The sequence below is a fragment of the Lysinibacillus sp. CTST325 genome (assembly GCF_054665055.1).
Map to the genome: position 1 here is coordinate 257,384 of NZ_BAAFHO010000002.1, position 16,630 is coordinate 274,013.

The following is a 16,630-nucleotide window of genomic DNA, read 5'->3' on the forward strand; positions in this document are numbered from 1 at the left end:
GTTACCGTTAAAATGTGTGGGATAATTTAGGTTGATAATGAATAGTTGTTAACTGCGGTAGCAAAGGATAATTTAAACTTGTTGAAAGTATTGTAGATCCTCCTAGTTGAAGTTTCTTAAAGAGTGCGTCATTAATAATTTAATCGTTTCACGAGGAATCCCCACTATATCGTTACTTGTACAACGGCTATAGATTTACTACTTAATAAAGTCAACATAAAAGTGATACGTCCTTCTTCGGTCAATAAAGCAACGATTTTTAAAAAAACAAACTTTATTATTTACGTTTAGATAACTTTCAAATACAATATTCGTGTTTTGTTCAAACAATAACGGATTCAGCCGATGGAAGAATAGCACTTTTAGGATTTAAACACGAACGATTTAAGTGGTTTTATTTGAAATGGTTCGTTAATTAGCTTTTGGTATATAAACAATCGTCTCTAACAAGGGACTTTCAAGGATACTTAACTTTGTTTAATGATCACTTTTATGATGGTGACGATTTATATTTCGCTTATTCCCATTACTAATCGTTAACTGCAAGAATGAGTTAAATTGTCCTTTATCTTGACATAGACCCGTCATGTGCAATATTCATTTTAAAATATTTTGTTAAAGGAAGGTTTCCATTCTGACAAATCCTGATAAACAAACGTTATATTGTCACATATTTTATCTGCAACTTCGTACATATGATTTATATCATTAGCCGTAAATAATATATATCCTTTGCGCCCTGTGCTGTCAACAATAGTTGGTATGGTATCGCCCTCTTTTACTAATAGATCAATTAATACGATCTCGGATATGTTAGCTAACCCTTCATACTTGATTTCTTTTAAGCAACCTGGTTTTGGTATCAAGCTTAATGACATAGCTTGACATTTTGAAGGTATACATCTAAATTCATCTATCGTCTTAGTAGCTAACGCATCATAATAGTATCCAAATTGAGATATGCCGGTTGTAAGTTCTACCATTTTCCAAATGTTGCCTCCGCCAATCCTGACTTGAGACTCTATGATTATTGGCTTCTTTTGTTTGTCTAACTTTACCTCTGTATGAGTAATGCCGTTTTCCAGATGCATATCGTCCAAAAATAGCATTACTTTCTCCATGATTAATTTTTTTTGAGATTCGTCTATAGGTGCCGGCATAATAGTATAGTTTATTAAAAACGTATCTTCTTTAAATATTTCAGCTGATACAGCTAGTATAGAATGTTTTTTGTTATAAGAAATGGCTTCGACCGTATAAACTACGTCACCTTCTACGTACTCTTCCACTAAAACAGGTAGTTGAATACCGTTATCTTTAATAAATCGTTCTACGTCATCTCCTATGACTAGCTTAGATACTCCTATACTACCTGCGCCAATCGGGGGCTTTATTATAATACTATCTTTTTTCTTCAAAAATTCATCAATGTCTTTTATGTTGTTGCTAACGATCGATTCTATCGAAAAGTCTTTGCCTGCTAGAATTTCACGCATCATGTCTTTGTTGCGGGTTATCATATTAGCATTGTAAGAAAATCCTTTAGCATTAAAAATCTTCGCAATTATGGAAGCCGTATCCAATGCTGCTTCGTTGAAAGATACAACCACATCAAACGGTTTCTCTTTGTACAATTCTTCAGCATAGTACACACACGTGGGTATGTTTGTTGTGTCTATTTCTTTTTGATAGAAACACTTATCTAAGATCGTTCCATCGAAATAGATGTGTTTAGTGTAAGACCCTATATACGAAACAGTATATCCCCTGTCTAAAGCATCTTGTATAGGCTTTGTCCATCCTCCTATAAATAAAATATGTGGTGTATTTTCAGTTCCTTTTGATATCTTGTACATAATAAACATCTCCTCTAAATTGAACTCGTATATTCAATGTTGTTTCCTTTTGATATGCCTCGCCTTAACAATACTATTAAACACAATGTTGTTCCGAACCCCCCTATAAATAACGTAGTTTGAAGCCCAAATTTAGAAACTAAAAATGCACTAGCAAAACTTCCTAATGCCCAAGCTCCCCAATTAAGGGTACGCTGTACAGCATTTACTCTGCCTAGCATGTGACTTGGTGAAGCAAGTTGTCGTATAGTTGCAGCATAAGGGCCAAATACACCTTCTCCCATTCCATGTAGGATACTTGCGGCTACAATACCGTAAACGGTCCCCAAATATCCCATTATCGGTATAAAGGACAGACCGATAACGGATACAGTAGCGCTATAAATAAGCATTTTTGTATTATTAATTTGTTGAGCTTTTTTTACGAGTATCGAATTGCCTATTAAAAATCCGACTGCTGCCGAACCTACAACAAAGCCTATTTCGAGTTCAGATAGACCCATTACCTTATAAAGGAATATTACTAAAATGCTATTTAGTATGTATTTAAAAAAACCGTAAACAGCGCCACAGCTTACAATTGGTTCCAATACAGGGTGGCTTTTAAAATATATCAAACCTTCATATATGTTTTTATATATCGATTTTATATGTACGTTTTTTAAAGAGCCTTCTGTATGCGGTTTAAACCTTGAAATAAGTAATACACACAAAAAACAAACAAAATACGTTACTGCGTCAACAGTGAATAAGCCTGTTAATCCAACTAGAGTAATAACGATTCCTGCTAACATAGGACCAATTACAATAGAAAGAGACTCTGAAAGGGCTAGTTGAGCATTTCCTTTTTTTAAGTTGTCTTTATCTGTTACTATTTCAGGTAAGAAAGAAGGAATTGCAATGTTGTAAAACGTGGTGAATATTCCGTTTAAAAACATGAGACACACCAATAAAGGGAACGTTATTATATTTGTTACAGTCAGTATGAATACTGATAAAAATAAAACGCCTTGACATATACTACAAATTAACAAAACCTTTTTTCTATGAAGGATGTCTATCAAAGCACCGGCTACTAATCCGAAAATTAGGTAGGGGATGAATACAATCCCACGAAGCATTGCAGCATTCGCCTCACTTGTTTCTAGCACCTCTAATGCAAAAAGAGGCAAAGCTACTACTGTAAACTGGGTACCTAACAAACTTATAGACTGTCCTAGCCAAAGCTTGTGGAAATTAAAATGTTTGTTATTTTTCATAATACACCTCCATTAATTCTTATTTATAAAATGTTGATTCAATATCATAATATTTCGAAATTTCATCATGCGTTTTATACATTTTCATTATCCCTCTTATCTTTTCTTTTTCTTCCATCTTACATATTTCAGACATGTAAACTGCACATGGCCTGAAATATGCTGGGATAGCCGTCTGTTCATCGGCAAAAAACACGCCATGGTTAACGTATCCACCTTTTGCTATAGCTCTAACGCTGAGGGACAATCTACTTTTCTATATAATTTACTCGGTCGATCCCCACCAAAAATACCCGGAGTATCACTTTGATAGGGATGCATATCGGTACCCAATAGGGTGAGTGCCTTTTTTCTATTTTCAGCACTTTTTTTATTATCCTTATACAATACATTCACTTCCTATTTTTTTACGGTCCAAATCCAGCCTGGCTCACATAAACGTGATTTTCCGGAAAGACTTCAATAAATCTGTTATATACTTTTTTAATTACATGTGGTCCATACCATTCTTCTAAACCAAGTTGGGCATATTTTTTCTCAATACCAAGTTTTCTTGTGCGTTTTCCACCACTGCCATCGCCCATGAAATAGTCATCAATACATATCCGATCGACGAACGGCTTCAATTTCTCTGGAAAATATTCCCCACTCGGTAAAATGGGGGCTATAGTAGCTTGGGTCGGTATTCCCGCAGCCACTAATTTTTCCAATGTCTTAAAACGCGCCTGGATTGGGGGTGCCTTTGGCGTAAAATGTTTACGTATCGTTTCCGAATCTGTCTCAATAGTCATACTTACCCGAACTTTATCTTTAAAATGTTGCAGCAAATCGATATCTCGACTTACAAGTGGGCTTCTAGTTTGTACTAATAGGAAGTCAGGAGGATCTTCTACCATAACTTCTAGTAAAGATCTCGTCACTTTTTCCTTATGCTCTATTGGTTGATACGGGTCTGTACTTGATGACATAAAAATAGTTACATTCCCTTTGGCTTTGGCGCGATGGAGCTCCTTTTTTAATAAATTCGCAGCGCCGTTTTTAACATCAACCCAATCTCCCCATTCTCCTTCTCGAAAAAGAGATACAGGCATTTCGCGTACATAACAATAGGAACACCCAAATGAACAACCTGTATAAGGGTTTAGTGAATGAGTATATCCAGAAAGAAAGCCAGTCCCTTTATTCAGAATGGTTTTCGGACTTTTATAGCATAATTCACATTTCATGACGGAACCTCCATTCATTGTAGGGCAATAATTACTCATTGCTAGATGAAACTCGCTTTTCCAAATCCAGAAGTAGTGTCTTCATTTCTAATCCGCCCCGATAGCCTGTTAATGAGCCATTCTTTCCTATTACACGATGGCACGGTACAGTAATTAATACCGGATTAGCCCCAATAGCCGCTCCTACAGCACGAACAGCTGCTGGTTTATTGATATCATTTGCAATGTCGGAATAGGATGACGTCTGTCCATAAGGAATATCACAAAGTGCATTCCAGACGGCTAGCTGAAATTGCGTGCCTACGTACTCAAATGAAACAGTAAAGGTTTTCCGATTTCCTTCTAGATACTGAGTGATTTCAACGACATACGGTTCAAGCTTTTCATCATCTTCAACAAGAGGACTTCCTGGAAAGCGTCTGTTAGCCCATTCGAATAATTCCTCGAATGGTTTGTTTTGTGAACCTACAAACACAAGCCCCTTTGTAGTTGAAGCAATATAAAAATTCCAATTCTTAAATTTTAGTAAAGACCAATAAAGGATTGGTTTATTCTTTGTTTCCATTGTACTTTTCCTCCATTTTACTCATTTGACGAAATTGTGCTGGTGTCTGTCCAGTTTTCTTTTTAAATAAAGTAATAAAATAGGGCGCGTTAGCCATACCCACACATATGGCGATATCTCCAATCGCTTTATTTGTCTGAATCAAATACTTTTTAGCCGCGTGTACTCTAACTTGTTGTATATACTCAACCGGCGTAATGCCTTTAATCTTTTTAAATGTTCGATGCATATGATAGGGACTCCCGTGACAAATAGTTGCTAATGATTCGAGCGTTAATTTTTCTGTGAAATTTTTATCAATGTATTCGGTAATTAAATCAACCCACTCGCTATCAGGCAGATTTTCATTAGTGGGCTTGCACCGTTTACAAGGGCGAAAATTTGCGCGTAGGGCTTGTTCTGCGTTTGAAAAAATGCATACATTTTCTTTTTTCGGAACGCGAGATTTACAGGATGGTTTACAGAATATCCCTGTCGACTTTACAGCGTAGAAAAATTGATTATTATACGCTGTATCATTATTTATAATTGCTTGCCACTTTTCATCTGTTATCATTTCTACATCATTCGAAATTCTATGATCATGGCTTTCTTTATGTCCGTTATTGATACTATCTGGCATTTATCTCACCTCTCCTTACAATATACTCCCTACAAAATCCGAATGTACAATTCTGGGAATGGAATAGCAAGATATTGAAGTTATTTTTTTATCCCGCATTAACGGGCTGTAAGACTCCCACCTCAAAACTTAGAAAAATCGGAGCAGTTTAGGTGGGAGATGAACAGCCCGTAAAGGCCCGATTGGTTTAACTAATGATCAGTGGGGGATGAAGAAAACCCCCACTGATCAAAGTTTCACTTTATTTAGAATCGTGAAAAATGATTCCAAGACCGTATCGTTCACCAGAAGTAACCGTGCTTACTCCGTGACGAACCGTATTTTTGTAATATCCTTTTTTACCTAGAACAGGTCTATGGTTCGTAGGAAAGATCAGCGCACTGCCTTGTTCTAAAGTAATTACATATCCCCTACTCTGAGCACGTGGAATTTGTTCCACTAATAGAGATTCTCCACCATAAAAGTCTTTATCTCGTTGATTTAAGACAAATACTACTTGAAACGGGAAAAATATGTCGCCATATAAATCTTGATGCAAACAATTAAACCCGCCTGTTTCATATTTTAATAGTAAAGGTGTCGGTCTAGTTTGTTTATATTCTTCACAGGTGTTCAAAAAATCTTGAAGATGATCTGGAAACTGTTCGGTTTTCTTTAAATAACCCAACCATCGGTTAGCTGTTTTTGCTAATTCCGGATAAAAGGACTCTCTTAAACTTTGGATGATTTCAGGTAATGGATAGGAAAAATATTTGTACTCCCCATTCCCAAAGCGATATCTCGTCATATTGATTGTCGTTCTGTAGGACTCTTCCTCACAATACGATTCTATGAAGAATTCACATTCCTCTTTTGTTAAAATCGCTGGAAGCTTTGCAAATCCTTGCTCATCTAATTCATTTTGAATGGAATCCCAATTTAAGTTCTCGACACGTGTTTTTATATCTTGGACCATTTTTATCCACCCCTTTAGCATTCTTGATAATTAACACTATAACCTCATCAATAGAAAAAAATAAGGTGTTTAGAATGTAATAGCAAGATAACAAAATTAGTAAAGATTATTATGTGATAAAGTAAAATTACAATAGAAAATCGTAATAAGGTGAGGAGAATGAAAAGTGACATGGCAAGAAATCAATGATGATATTGTAATTACATTACCTGATAATTTCGACATGAATGCAAACCTAGGCTATCTAACAAGGGAAAAAAATGAATGCATGTATGAAATAGAGAACGATATAATGACAAAAGTTATAGCCATTTGGGAAATTCGGTCCTTAGTACAGGTAAGCATAATCAATAATAAACAAATGGTTGTTCAATTTCTAAATGATTCTAGACCTATTGAAAAGTGGAAACGGGAAGAGATTGTAAAATATATTCATGAGTGGTTTGATCTTGATAACGATTTAACGCCATTTTATGAAATGGCAAAAGCAGACCCATTACTTAAAATGCCTGCCCAAAAATTCTATGGATTGCGAGTTATCGGCATTCCCGATTTATTTGAAGCTTTATGTTGGGGAGTTTTAGGGCAACAAATTAACTTAGCCTTCGCGTACTCCTTAAAGAGGCAATTTGTAGAAGGATTTGGCGAGTCCATCGAATGGAATGGTAAAAAGTATTGGGTGTTCCCATCGTACGAACGAATTGCCCAGTTAACACCAAACGACCTAGCAGATATTAAAATGACGGTAAAAAAAAGTGAATATATTATTGGAATTGCTAAATTAATGGCAAGTGGAGAATTATCGAGGGAAAAATTAATGAAGATGAACTATAAAGATGCTGAAAAAAACTTAATTAAAATACGAGGAATCGGTCCTTGGACAGCCAATTATGTTCTAATGCGTTGCCTCAGGTTCCAGACAGCTTTTCCAATCGATGATGTGGGTCTTATTAATTCGATAAAAATATTACGTAATATGGACCGAAAGCCTACGAAAGAGGAAATCTTAGAAATATCGTTACCTTGGAAAAACTGGGAATCATACGCTACCTTTTATTTATGGCGTGTCCTTTACTGAATAATTACAACTTATAGCGGAATATACTCAATAAAAAGAATTATCGAGCGGTTCGGACCATCCATCGGACACGTACTGATCACCAGAATGACCGGCAATCTGTGGAGGTGGAAGCTTATCTCGGTGCGGTCGTCGTGTGCTGTGAGGGATAGAGTCACGAAAGGAGATTTCTCGATGGGAGCATCGAGATAACCTGAAGACGAGCCGTTCGAATTGTACAACGTCGAGCACCATCAGGATAATCCAGATAGTTCTGATACATTAGTGTATATAAAAGAAGTAAGGGAACAAGCATCTTGCTTCTTCCCTTACACTAGTTTAAAACGGATATTTTCTTGTTTCTTTTTGAATAGAAACCCATTTCATCGTTGTAAACTCTTCAAGTGTCCACTCGCCACCAAATCGTCCAATGCCAGAAAATTTCTCTCCACCAAAAGGAAGAGTTGGTTCAACGTTCACCGGCTGATCATTAACATGTGCCGTACCACTCTCGATTTCTCTTGCAATTTTTTCTCCTCGTTCTATATCAGAAGTAAAAACAGCTGCACCTAATCCATACTCTGTATCATTCGCCGCATCTATAGCCTCCTGCTCTGTATCGAATGGAATAATCAGAGCAACAGGTCCGAAAATTTCATTTTGAGCGATTGTCATCTTATTCGTAACATCTGTCAGGATAAAAGGAGTAAGAACATTCCCTACTCGTTTTCCTTCTAACGCAAAATTTGCCCCCTCTTTTTTCGCAGTGTCTACAAGTTTTAGAATTCTCTCAATTTGTTTTTCGTTAATAATAGGTCCAATAATTGTAGACGGATTCTTTGGATCACCATAAGGGAGCTCTGATACTCTTTTCACAAATGCTTTTGTGAAATCATCGTACAAACTACGATGAACGAATAAACGATTAATACTCATACAAACTTGTCCTTGGTGAATAAACTTTCCAAATACAGCTGCATCCACTGCTTGTTTAATATCCGCATCTTCTAAAATAATACATGGACTATTTCCCCCTAATTCAAGGGATACTTTTTTTAGGTTTTTCCCAGCAATAGATCCTATATGGCGACCTACTGGAGATGATCCTGTAAAGGATACAACCTGCGGAATTGGATGTTCAATAAGGTAATCACCAATTTCCATGATGTCCGTAATGATCACATTAAGAACACCTTTTGGAAGGCCGGCTAACTCGAATAATTTTGCGATAATAGCTCCCCCTGAAATAGCTGTTCGTAAATCCGGTTTGTGTACAACAGCATTTCCGATAGCAATTGCTGGAGCAATGGTACGTAACGATAGAAAGAATGGGAAGTTAAATGGGCTGATCACACTAACAACCCCTGCTGGTTCACGATATACATAGTTCACCTTACCGGGAATAACCTCAGAAGGCATCGTACGAACCCCCATTCGATTTGGGAAGGTCATAGCCTCTTTTAAAATACTTATAGTTAATTGAATTTCAAAATTTGCTTTAACAAAAGAACTTCCGACTTCACGTGTTAATATATCCATGAATTCATCTTTATTCTTTTGTAAGATATTAATTACATTTTCAAATACCTTTACTTTTTCTTCAGCTGAGGTACTTGCCCACTGTTTTTGTGCGATTTTCGCCACCTGATAAGCCTCGTCGATGTCCTCTTTTGTTGCAAGAGAGACCTCTGTTATTACACTATTATCAAACGGATCGTAAATAGTACCAACATTACTAGACTTACCTTCTTTCCATACACCATTAATGAATTGTTTGTTAATTTCATTGAACAACTTTGTTTTAATTTTCATTTCTATTCTCCCCTTTTTTAGTATAAATAGTTAGACTATGTTGATAAAATTCGAGAGCTTAATAAGTTATTCACGTTAAAAGTAACACTCTTTGTATAAAAGAAGTAGAGTCAATTTTATTCTTCCTGGGTAAACGGGACATCTTTGTGTCCTTTTACATAGTAATTGTACTTTTCAACTTGCAATTGCGAAATTCCCGTGTGAACGATAACGCTCATTTTTTACGATAATGGGATGATTTTGTACAGAAGAGCTATTAGATTGTTCGGTTGTTGCTGTCACTGCCACTGCCACTTGTTCAACGTCTGTAGCTGTTCCTTCCGATACTGAGTCAACGGTCTCTATTGATTCATAAAATTTATGAGCTCCCTAGTCTTTCCTTTATTGATGATTTAAAGCGCAAGAAAGCATAGCAAGTTCTTAAGAAATTCTTCATAAATAACCTACCTAATTATTAATAATTTCCATTTACAATAACAAAGGTCGACAATATTACCTAAAATTAAGCCAAAGGAATTAATAGTAATGAAATATTAAATGGTCTCTTTTTTCGTGTAGACCGAAAAATATCAAAATAAATAAGTTAGGAGAGTCTCATCTTGGGAATGACAGAGATTTTTAGTAATGTTCGGTATTTTATGTTGCCGGTATTAATGATTATTGGAATAGAGTTTATACTTATCGCACTATATTATTTCTTTTATTATAGAAAACAGCCGTTAGATCGAAAAAAACAGTTTCATATAAAGAAGCTTGTTCTTGGTGCAGTCTTTATCGGATATATTATTTTTGTGTTGGAGTTAACTATTTTTGGTCGTGGCACTTCCCATTACCTGCAGATGAACCTTCAGCCGTTTAGTGGTTATATTGATGCGTGGAAAAAATACTCTTTACGTGATCTTCAAAATTGTATTTTTAATATCTTAATGTTTGTTCCGCTAGGTGTTTTTTTACCTTTAATGAACTCTAAATTCAAAAATTTTAAGTGGCTTCTTCTTGTAGTTATAAGTGCTACGTTATCAATAGAAACATATCAGACACTTTCAGGAGCCGGGATTTTTGAGCTTGATGATTTAATGAACAACTCATTGGGTGGTATTATTGGATACCAGTTATACAGACTAGGGGCTTCCATTGCGCATCACAAAAAAGTAAAAATAAAAAGTCTAGTCGGAAACCTTGCCATACCTCTATTGATGGGTTTGATTTTTGTTGGGATGAATATTGTCTACGCCCAACAGGAGTTTGGTCATCTAGCAATAAACGCCTATACAAAATCGAATATGTCAGATGTGCATGTATCAACTTCACTGGAATTAAGCTCATTACCTACAGTTGCCCCAGTATATAGGAAAACCATTAAAAATGATGGAGTTGAAGCCCTATTGCAACAGAAATTAGGATTATCAGAGTTGAATGAACATGTCTATAGAGGTGATCGTGAGATTCTATTGGAAAACAAAGCAGGGTCCCAATACACGTTGTTTATAGGTTCAGAGGGAGACTGGTCATTAAGAGAGAATAATTATACGCCAGGGCAAACTTCTTTTTCAGGGGACTTAATGGTTGACAAGGCAAAAGCAATGATGGACGAATTTGCCATACTACCTCAAGATGCTGAAATGACGGTATTGGAGACTGGGGAATTTGAATGGAATCTTCAGGATAGTACTAATTTAAACACTGATTATTGGACTGGAGATATAATGCTTGATCTTAAACAAGATGGTAGTGTTTCTTCGTTAGCATATAATTTACATAAGAATCAATTTAAACGAGAAGTGAACATACTGTCTCCTGCGGAAGTGTATGAGCGAATAAAAAATGGGGAATTTCCCCAAATAAAATATAATGCACTGGTCAATGAGGAAGATCTTGTTATAAAACAAGGAGATCAACTTGATATAGATTTAATCGAGCTTTCGTATATGTACGATACGAAAGACTTCTATCAGCCAATATATAGAGTTTCCGGAAAGTATAATGGAAATGATTGGTTTACCTTAATTCAGGCAAGACGGTAGCAACGCTTAATATAAAGCATTACACATGCCCTTTTCTTATGTAACTACCATGGCTCTTACAATGTTCTATTAAAACGTGTCATGACATTGCCAAAGTATCCTTTGGCTAGAATACAATCGTGTGACAGCACACTAGAATTTGAGCGTTAACTAGAAGCGCTAACTAATCATAAATATTATTATTATAAATCTATACCTCATATATGAAATAAGGTGAAGGTTTATATCTCACACCGTCTTAAAACAATCTTCAATCATAAAACTTCCTAAAATCAGAACCACCAGTATAATGAAGTGACTCCTAAAAGTTTGACACGGTTATTTCATTAGGCAGCGGTTTGGGCATGAGTCTGATATTGTATCGGGCTCATGCCTTTTAAATTTTGCCTTAATTCTTTTTGTATTGTATTACGTTATATATTTTCTAATTATAGAGATTTGCGGTAGCCCCTTTACTTCCTTCACCCTTGTACTGGATAGGATACACTAAGTTAGACAGATTCTATAAGGGCTAGTACACTATAATGACTAACCTAAAGGAGCGTGTTTTATGTTACGTCAACGTCGAACTTTTACAGCCGGCGAATTAGTCGCATCATGAAACAGCTAGGCCTTGTCTCGAACTACACGGCCGCCTATTTTAAACCGCAGAAAAATCGTAGTAATGAAGCACCAGTAGCCAATGTGCTAAATCCTGAATTTGAACAAGAAAAAGAATTAGTCAGTGATTTAACATACGTACGGGTCGGGAAAAAATGGCACTATGTATGCTTATTTGTCGACCTCTTTAATCGTGAAATTGTCGGTGCAAGTGCTGGACCGAATAAAGATGCGGCGCTTGTCTATAAAGCGCTAAGTAGTATTAAAGGGGACTTAACAAATATGCAACTTTTTCATACAGATCGAGGTTCAGAGATTGATAATAAACTAATGACCGAAGCAACTGAAACGTTTGGAATCCAACGTTCACTAAGTGCGAAAGGATGTCCGTATGATAATGCCGTCGCAGAAGCTACATACAAGAGTTTCAAAGTTGAATTTGTCTATCAACGTATTTTCTTAACCATGGAACAGCTTGAGCTTGAACTGTAGATTTTGTGAATTGGTTCAACAATATTCACATTCACCAAACTCTTGGTTATCTTACACAAGCTCAATTTAAAAAGCTGTATATATAAATGCCATCGAAGAACGGCTTTACATGGAGTGGCGGGCATGATAGGCAGAGCCAGTTCTATGAAGCTGGTTCCTTGGCGTAATTTTATGATACTATAAATATAGGTAAATAAAAACTGCTATGGAACATTATTCTATAGCAGTTTTTAAATAAATATATTTATTTCCTCACTGTATATACAAAGTAGAATTCTCCATCTGCGCTACCATTTGAAAGTACTTTTGGTGCGTCTGCAGTAGCATTCTTTGTATCTAACAAACCATCCCAGTTAGAGTACCTAGATAATTTACCCCATACTCGGTTCATATAAGGCTTGAAAGCCACATAACCTTTTTCGCCATTTTTTAGCCCTTCAAAACTAAACGTAGTAGATCTTGTAGCAGTGTTTGTCCATGTAAACCCTGCATTTGCTTTGATAGCATCTTTTTCAGCTGTTAGGCCGACGCTGTAAGATGCTGATACAGATGCTGAAACACTTTCACGAACAGAACATTTAGGTGTAGTACAACTAATATTAGCTGTAACTTTTTGTACTGGTCCATCGACAACTGAACGAGCAGTACTTACAAATTTATAATATTCATAATAATCTCTTAAAGGAGCAATATCTACTAGTTGGGAATCATTCATTGGAGGTTCTGCTTCGTTAATAACGTTAATTTCTGAAGGTGAAGTTTCTGTCTCTGTCTTTAGAGGTACCACATAAGCATCTAAGCTTTCATCAAAGATTGCTTCCTCTTGCGATAGGTCGAGAGTAACATTTTCTTCAGCGGAAGCATTAGATAAACCTAAACTTAGTCCAATACCTACAATCAATAAACCAAAGATATTTCTAAAAACTTTTTTCATTATTAACATCATCTCCTTTTTTTTATTTCATAAACATAACATACTAATATTTACAAATAATCAAACAAATAGAGGAATTTGTATGTCAAAAAGATTTATTACCATTTTCGGTTTCATCTTTCTTGTTTTTATCTTTATTGGAATATACGTATTTTTTATGCAAAAGCCCAATCTACAAATTAAAGAATTTGGTACTGGTTCAGGAGATTATGAAGTCATTGCGTTTAAAATCGATAACAAAGGCCCAAAGGATTTAATAATAAAAGAAATTTCCATTGATAATAAAAATATTAATGAAGATACAAGAATTATTAAATATACAGATGAAATAGTTATCACAGAAGATTTTAATAATCCGGATTTAATTGAGGTTAAAGATTTCAAGTTGGAAGGAAAAAGTTTATTTGGTAGTGAAAAAAAACCTAATAATTATGCTTTATTAATTCGTTACAAATCAACAAAAAACAACTTAAAAATAAAATATCAATATAACAATAAGGAATATTATCAAGATTTAATTCAATAACATTTTACTTGCTTTTTTGAGAACCATGCGACATTTTTTGGGAGTTATAGGAAGAAAAATAGCTGATTATTGCTTATATTTGATACTCGATTAACTACGACAACTATTTATATTAGAAGTTTTTGGCTACTGTCAGCATGCTATTCATGAGTGGGAAGCGGTTAACTTTGAGGGTTGTATGCAAGACAGTAGTACCTTATTATAAAGCATACACTCAAGCCCTTTTCTGCTTTTTATACTAGTCGATACAACTTTAAATAATTAAGAATGTATTTTTTTTACAAAAAAGAGGCTGGGACAAATGTGTTTCAGCCAACAAAAATACCGAACTATCCAATGAAACTCTCATGAAGTGTTTCGGAATAGTTCGGTTTTTCTATTTATCGTGTTTTGTTCATTTAGAGATTATTCGGCTTTATGAAGGAACCATTTAGTTATGTCCCAGCCCCTTTTTGTAAGTTTCGTTTGATTAAGTTCTATTCTATATAGTAAGGATTTACATGAATAAGGACTTCCCCTACATCTGGGTATTTATTTAATATTTCATTTTTTATATCACGAGCTATATCATGGCCTTGTTTAATTGTTAAATCATGATTAAGTGAAAGACGCACGTCTAGAATCTTATAGTGACCGTGTTCTCTTGCACGGATTTTGTCTATTCGTTTTACTTGATAAAACTCATGAATAGTAGCTTCATAACCGTCTAAAAGATACTGATCCACGCTTTTTTCCATTAAAATATCAACAGAAGGTCTAACTAATTCCATTGCGATTCTAAAAACAAAATAAGCTACTAAAGCACTTGCGATAGCGTCCGCGTATAACAAAAATGTCCATCCAATTGCATTGCCTATAATCGCTAAGAGGACTCCAATAAATGCTGCAAGGGAAGCAATAATATCACCTTTATGATCATAAGCAATCGCTATTATAGCCTTACTATTCCACTTTTTCCCCTGTTTTATGGAGTATCTATATAATATTTCTTTCGCTATGTAAGAAATTATGGCTACAATCAAAGCACTGTACTGTGGTACACCGGGTTTATCAAAAAATGCTAAAATTGCTTCTACGAATATATATAGTGAAACTAATATTAAAATAATTCCAACGATCGCTTCACTAATCACCTCTGCCTTACCATGCCCAAAGGGATGATCCTTATCGGGTGGTTTATTAGAGATACCTACAACTGCTAGCACAGCAATCGAAGCTACTACATCTGCCCCAGAGTGAATTCCGTCTGCAAATACAGCCTCACTATCTCCAAAAAGGCCAAAGAAGATTTTACCTATCATTAGAATTAGGTTGGATACAAGTGCAATCCATGCAACTTTTTTGCTAATTTGTTCTCTCTCACTAACCATTTGTTTCTCCTCCGATTAAGAGTTTTATCACTAAAAATGAGCGAAGAAATTCTCCTCAAATACCCTTAACCTTCTTCCTTCAATCAATACTCAACTATGATATCAAACGAATATCGAGTGGGTCTACAACAACCTTTTTTACCATCACTAAATAAATTTAGAGCGTAAAAATAAGTTGCCTCAGACCAAATTAGTAACTCGTACTTAATGTGATTTTCTCTTTCGGAATATCCTTCAAATGGATTCTTCATAACGGTGTAATTGCAAACATAGTATGATAGATTTTTAATTGGGATATATTAAATTTCGCGGAATTGTAAGTATGGATAGAAATATCAACTATTAACAAGAAAAATGAAATTCCAACCTCTTATTTATCGAACAGCCACGGCGGACCTTATGTAACGTTAAGTATTTTCATCAATAAATCCTTCTTCTCTATAAATCTTTAAATATAAGCACTCTCTTATATATTATGTATTTTTTACGTCTAGCATTAAGCTAGACGTAAATTAATCCTTCTATTTCACCGCTTGAATAATAGCTGAGACAATATAATTTTCTAAATCATAATTAGGTTCCCATTCACGAATAAATTCTTTTGAATCATCTTTTGGTTCAATTGAGATATGTGTAAAGCCTGCATCCTTTAAAAGTGCTTCATATTCTTTAATCGTAATAGCACCAGAGATACATCCGGAATATAAATTCATATCTGTTAAATAACTTTCTGGTAAGGCTGCTGTTAATACAACATCTGAAATCGCTAAACGACCACCTGCTTTTAAAATACGGTAGGCTTCTTTAAATACTTGTTGTTTGTTTGGCGATAGATTGATCACACAATTTGAAATGATTATATCAGCTGTATGATTCGCAACAGGCATATGTTCAATTTCACCTAAACGAAATTCTACATTTTCAAAGCCTGTTTTTTCTGCGTTACGGCGTGCCTTTGAGATCATTTCAGGTGTCATATCAATGCCAATTACTTGACCCTCTTTCCCTACCTTTGGTGCAGCTAAGAAACAATCGAAGCCACCACCAGAACCTAAATCGACAACAGTTTCTCCATGCTTCAAATCCGCGATAGCTTGTGGATTGCCACAGCTAAGCCCCATATTGGCTCCGTCAGGAATAGAAGCCAGTTCTTCTTTTGTATAGCCCATTTTTTGCGAAATTTCCTCAATGGAAATATTTTGATCCTCATTCGGATTACAGCAGCTAGTAGCTGGTGTACAGCATCCTTGTGTGCTGTTTAATTTCAAGGCTACTTTTGCATAATTTTCACGTACATTCGCACGAATATCGTCTTCTCTTTTCATGATAAAA

General features: G+C 35.4%; 14 protein-coding genes and 1 pseudogene. 4 read left to right on the forward strand and 11 right to left on the reverse strand.

Going from position 1 to position 16,630, the window contains the following annotated elements; all coding sequences use genetic code 11:
* Positions 1-602 precede the first annotated feature (602 nt).
* The 7 genes from ACYQ73_RS06680 to ACYQ73_RS06710 all read right to left on the reverse strand — a co-directional run bounded on the left by ACYQ73_RS06680 (position 603) and on the right by ACYQ73_RS06710 (position 6,483).
* Positions 603-1,856, reverse strand: coding sequence for an ATP-grasp domain-containing protein (locus tag ACYQ73_RS06680; RefSeq protein WP_460011754.1), 1,254 nt, complete (start codon positions 1,854-1,856; stop codon positions 603-605).
* A 14-nt stretch (positions 1,857-1,870) separates the two neighbouring features.
* Positions 1,871-3,115 carry an MFS transporter gene (locus ACYQ73_RS06685; RefSeq protein WP_460011755.1) on the reverse strand — a complete coding sequence of 415 codons (1,245 nt, stop codon included), beginning with the start codon at positions 3,113-3,115 and terminating at the stop codon, positions 1,871-1,873.
* Between the two features lie 222 nt (positions 3,116-3,337).
* A complete protein-coding gene (locus ACYQ73_RS06690; protein ID WP_460011756.1) occupies positions 3,338-3,502 on the reverse strand; it encodes a hypothetical protein in 165 nt (54 codons plus the stop codon).
* Positions 3,503-3,522: 20 nt separating this feature from the next.
* Positions 3,523-4,341 (reverse strand): SPL family radical SAM protein, encoded by an 819-nt coding sequence (locus ACYQ73_RS06695; protein ID WP_460011757.1) that lies wholly within the window; start codon positions 4,339-4,341, stop codon positions 3,523-3,525.
* 31 nt (positions 4,342-4,372) lie between these two features.
* Positions 4,373-4,906, reverse strand: coding sequence for a methylated-DNA--[protein]-cysteine S-methyltransferase (gene adaB / locus ACYQ73_RS06700; RefSeq protein WP_460011758.1), 534 nt, complete (start codon positions 4,904-4,906; stop codon positions 4,373-4,375).
* On the reverse strand, positions 4,890-5,528 hold the full coding sequence (gene adaA, locus ACYQ73_RS06705; RefSeq protein WP_460011759.1) for a bifunctional transcriptional activator/DNA repair enzyme AdaA: 639 nt from the start codon (positions 5,526-5,528) through the stop codon (positions 4,890-4,892). Before adaA ends, adaB begins: the two co-directional genes overlap by 17 nt.
* A gap of 241 nt (positions 5,529-5,769) precedes the next feature.
* Positions 5,770-6,483, reverse strand: a complete 714-nt coding sequence (locus tag ACYQ73_RS06710) for a 2OG-Fe(II) oxygenase (protein WP_460011760.1) — start codon at positions 6,481-6,483, stop codon at positions 5,770-5,772.
* Positions 6,484-6,649: 166 nt separating this feature from the next.
* Here ACYQ73_RS06710 and ACYQ73_RS06715 point away from each other — a divergent pair, with 166 nt between their 5' ends.
* Entirely contained in the window at positions 6,650-7,561 is a 912-nt protein-coding gene (locus ACYQ73_RS06715) for a DNA glycosylase (RefSeq protein WP_460011761.1), read from the forward strand.
* 318 nt (positions 7,562-7,879) lie between these two features.
* On the opposite strand, the gene ACYQ73_RS06720 is transcribed toward ACYQ73_RS06715, so the two are convergent.
* Positions 7,880-9,352 carry an aldehyde dehydrogenase family protein gene (locus ACYQ73_RS06720; RefSeq protein ID WP_460011762.1) on the reverse strand — a complete coding sequence of 491 codons (1,473 nt, stop codon included), beginning with the start codon at positions 9,350-9,352 and terminating at the stop codon, positions 7,880-7,882.
* 605 nt (positions 9,353-9,957) lie between these two features.
* On the opposite strand from ACYQ73_RS06720, the gene ACYQ73_RS06725 reads away from it, so the two are divergent.
* Positions 9,958-11,376 (forward strand): VanZ family protein, encoded by a 1,419-nt coding sequence (locus tag ACYQ73_RS06725; protein WP_460012311.1) that lies wholly within the window; start codon positions 9,958-9,960, stop codon positions 11,374-11,376.
* Positions 11,377-11,955: 579 nt separating this feature from the next.
* A pseudogene (locus tag ACYQ73_RS06730) lies at positions 11,956-12,554 on the forward strand (IS3 family transposase); the annotation flags it as partial.
* A 158-nt stretch (positions 12,555-12,712) separates the two neighbouring features.
* On the opposite strand, the gene ACYQ73_RS06735 reads toward ACYQ73_RS06730, so the two are convergent.
* Positions 12,713-13,402: a DUF6060 domain-containing protein gene (locus ACYQ73_RS06735; RefSeq protein ID WP_460011763.1), complete on the reverse strand. Its 690-nt coding sequence runs from the start codon at positions 13,400-13,402 to the stop codon at positions 12,713-12,715.
* Between the two features lie 82 nt (positions 13,403-13,484).
* On the opposite strand from ACYQ73_RS06735, the gene ACYQ73_RS06740 reads away from it, so the two are divergent.
* A complete protein-coding gene (locus ACYQ73_RS06740) occupies positions 13,485-13,928 on the forward strand; it encodes a hypothetical protein (protein WP_460011764.1) in 444 nt (147 codons plus the stop codon).
* Between the two features lie 476 nt (positions 13,929-14,404).
* On the opposite strand, the gene ACYQ73_RS06745 is transcribed toward ACYQ73_RS06740, so the two are convergent.
* A complete protein-coding gene (locus tag ACYQ73_RS06745) occupies positions 14,405-15,298 on the reverse strand; it encodes a cation diffusion facilitator family transporter (RefSeq protein WP_460011765.1) in 894 nt (297 codons plus the stop codon).
* 521 nt (positions 15,299-15,819) lie between these two features.
* Positions 15,820-16,623, reverse strand: a complete 804-nt coding sequence (locus ACYQ73_RS06750; protein ID WP_460011766.1) for an arsenite methyltransferase — start codon at positions 16,621-16,623, stop codon at positions 15,820-15,822.
* Positions 16,624-16,630 lie beyond the last annotated feature (7 nt).

What these genes read in the sequence shown, in the direction of transcription:
- ACYQ73_RS06680 (WP_460011754.1), bottom strand. Translation starts at nt 1,856, where the DNA reads ATGTACAAGATATCAAAAGGAACTGAAAATACACCACATATTTTATTT.
- ACYQ73_RS06685 (WP_460011755.1), bottom strand. Translation starts at nt 3,115, where the DNA reads ATGAAAAATAACAAACATTTTAATTTCCACAAGCTTTGGCTAGGACAG.
- ACYQ73_RS06695 (WP_460011757.1), bottom strand. Translation starts at nt 4,341, where the DNA reads ATGAAATGTGAATTATGCTATAAAAGTCCGAAAACCATTCTGAATAAA.
- adaB (WP_460011758.1), bottom strand. Translation starts at nt 4,906, where the DNA reads ATGGAAACAAAGAATAAACCAATCCTTTATTGGTCTTTACTAAAATTT.
- adaA (WP_460011759.1), bottom strand. Translation starts at nt 5,528, where the DNA reads ATGCCAGATAGTATCAATAACGGACATAAAGAAAGCCATGATCATAGA.
- ACYQ73_RS06710 (WP_460011760.1), bottom strand. Translation starts at nt 6,483, where the DNA reads ATGGTCCAAGATATAAAAACACGTGTCGAGAACTTAAATTGGGATTCC.
- ACYQ73_RS06720 (WP_460011762.1), bottom strand. Translation starts at nt 9,352, where the DNA reads ATGAAAATTAAAACAAAGTTGTTCAATGAAATTAACAAACAATTCATT.
- ACYQ73_RS06725 (WP_460012311.1), top strand. Translation starts at nt 9,958, where the DNA reads ATGACAGAGATTTTTAGTAATGTTCGGTATTTTATGTTGCCGGTATTA.
- ACYQ73_RS06735 (WP_460011763.1), bottom strand. Translation starts at nt 13,402, where the DNA reads ATGAAAAAAGTTTTTAGAAATATCTTTGGTTTATTGATTGTAGGTATT.
- ACYQ73_RS06740 (WP_460011764.1), top strand. Translation starts at nt 13,485, where the DNA reads ATGTCAAAAAGATTTATTACCATTTTCGGTTTCATCTTTCTTGTTTTT.
- ACYQ73_RS06745 (WP_460011765.1), bottom strand. Translation starts at nt 15,298, where the DNA reads ATGGTTAGTGAGAGAGAACAAATTAGCAAAAAAGTTGCATGGATTGCA.
- ACYQ73_RS06750 (WP_460011766.1), bottom strand. Translation starts at nt 16,623, where the DNA reads ATGAAAAGAGAAGACGATATTCGTGCGAATGTACGTGAAAATTATGCA.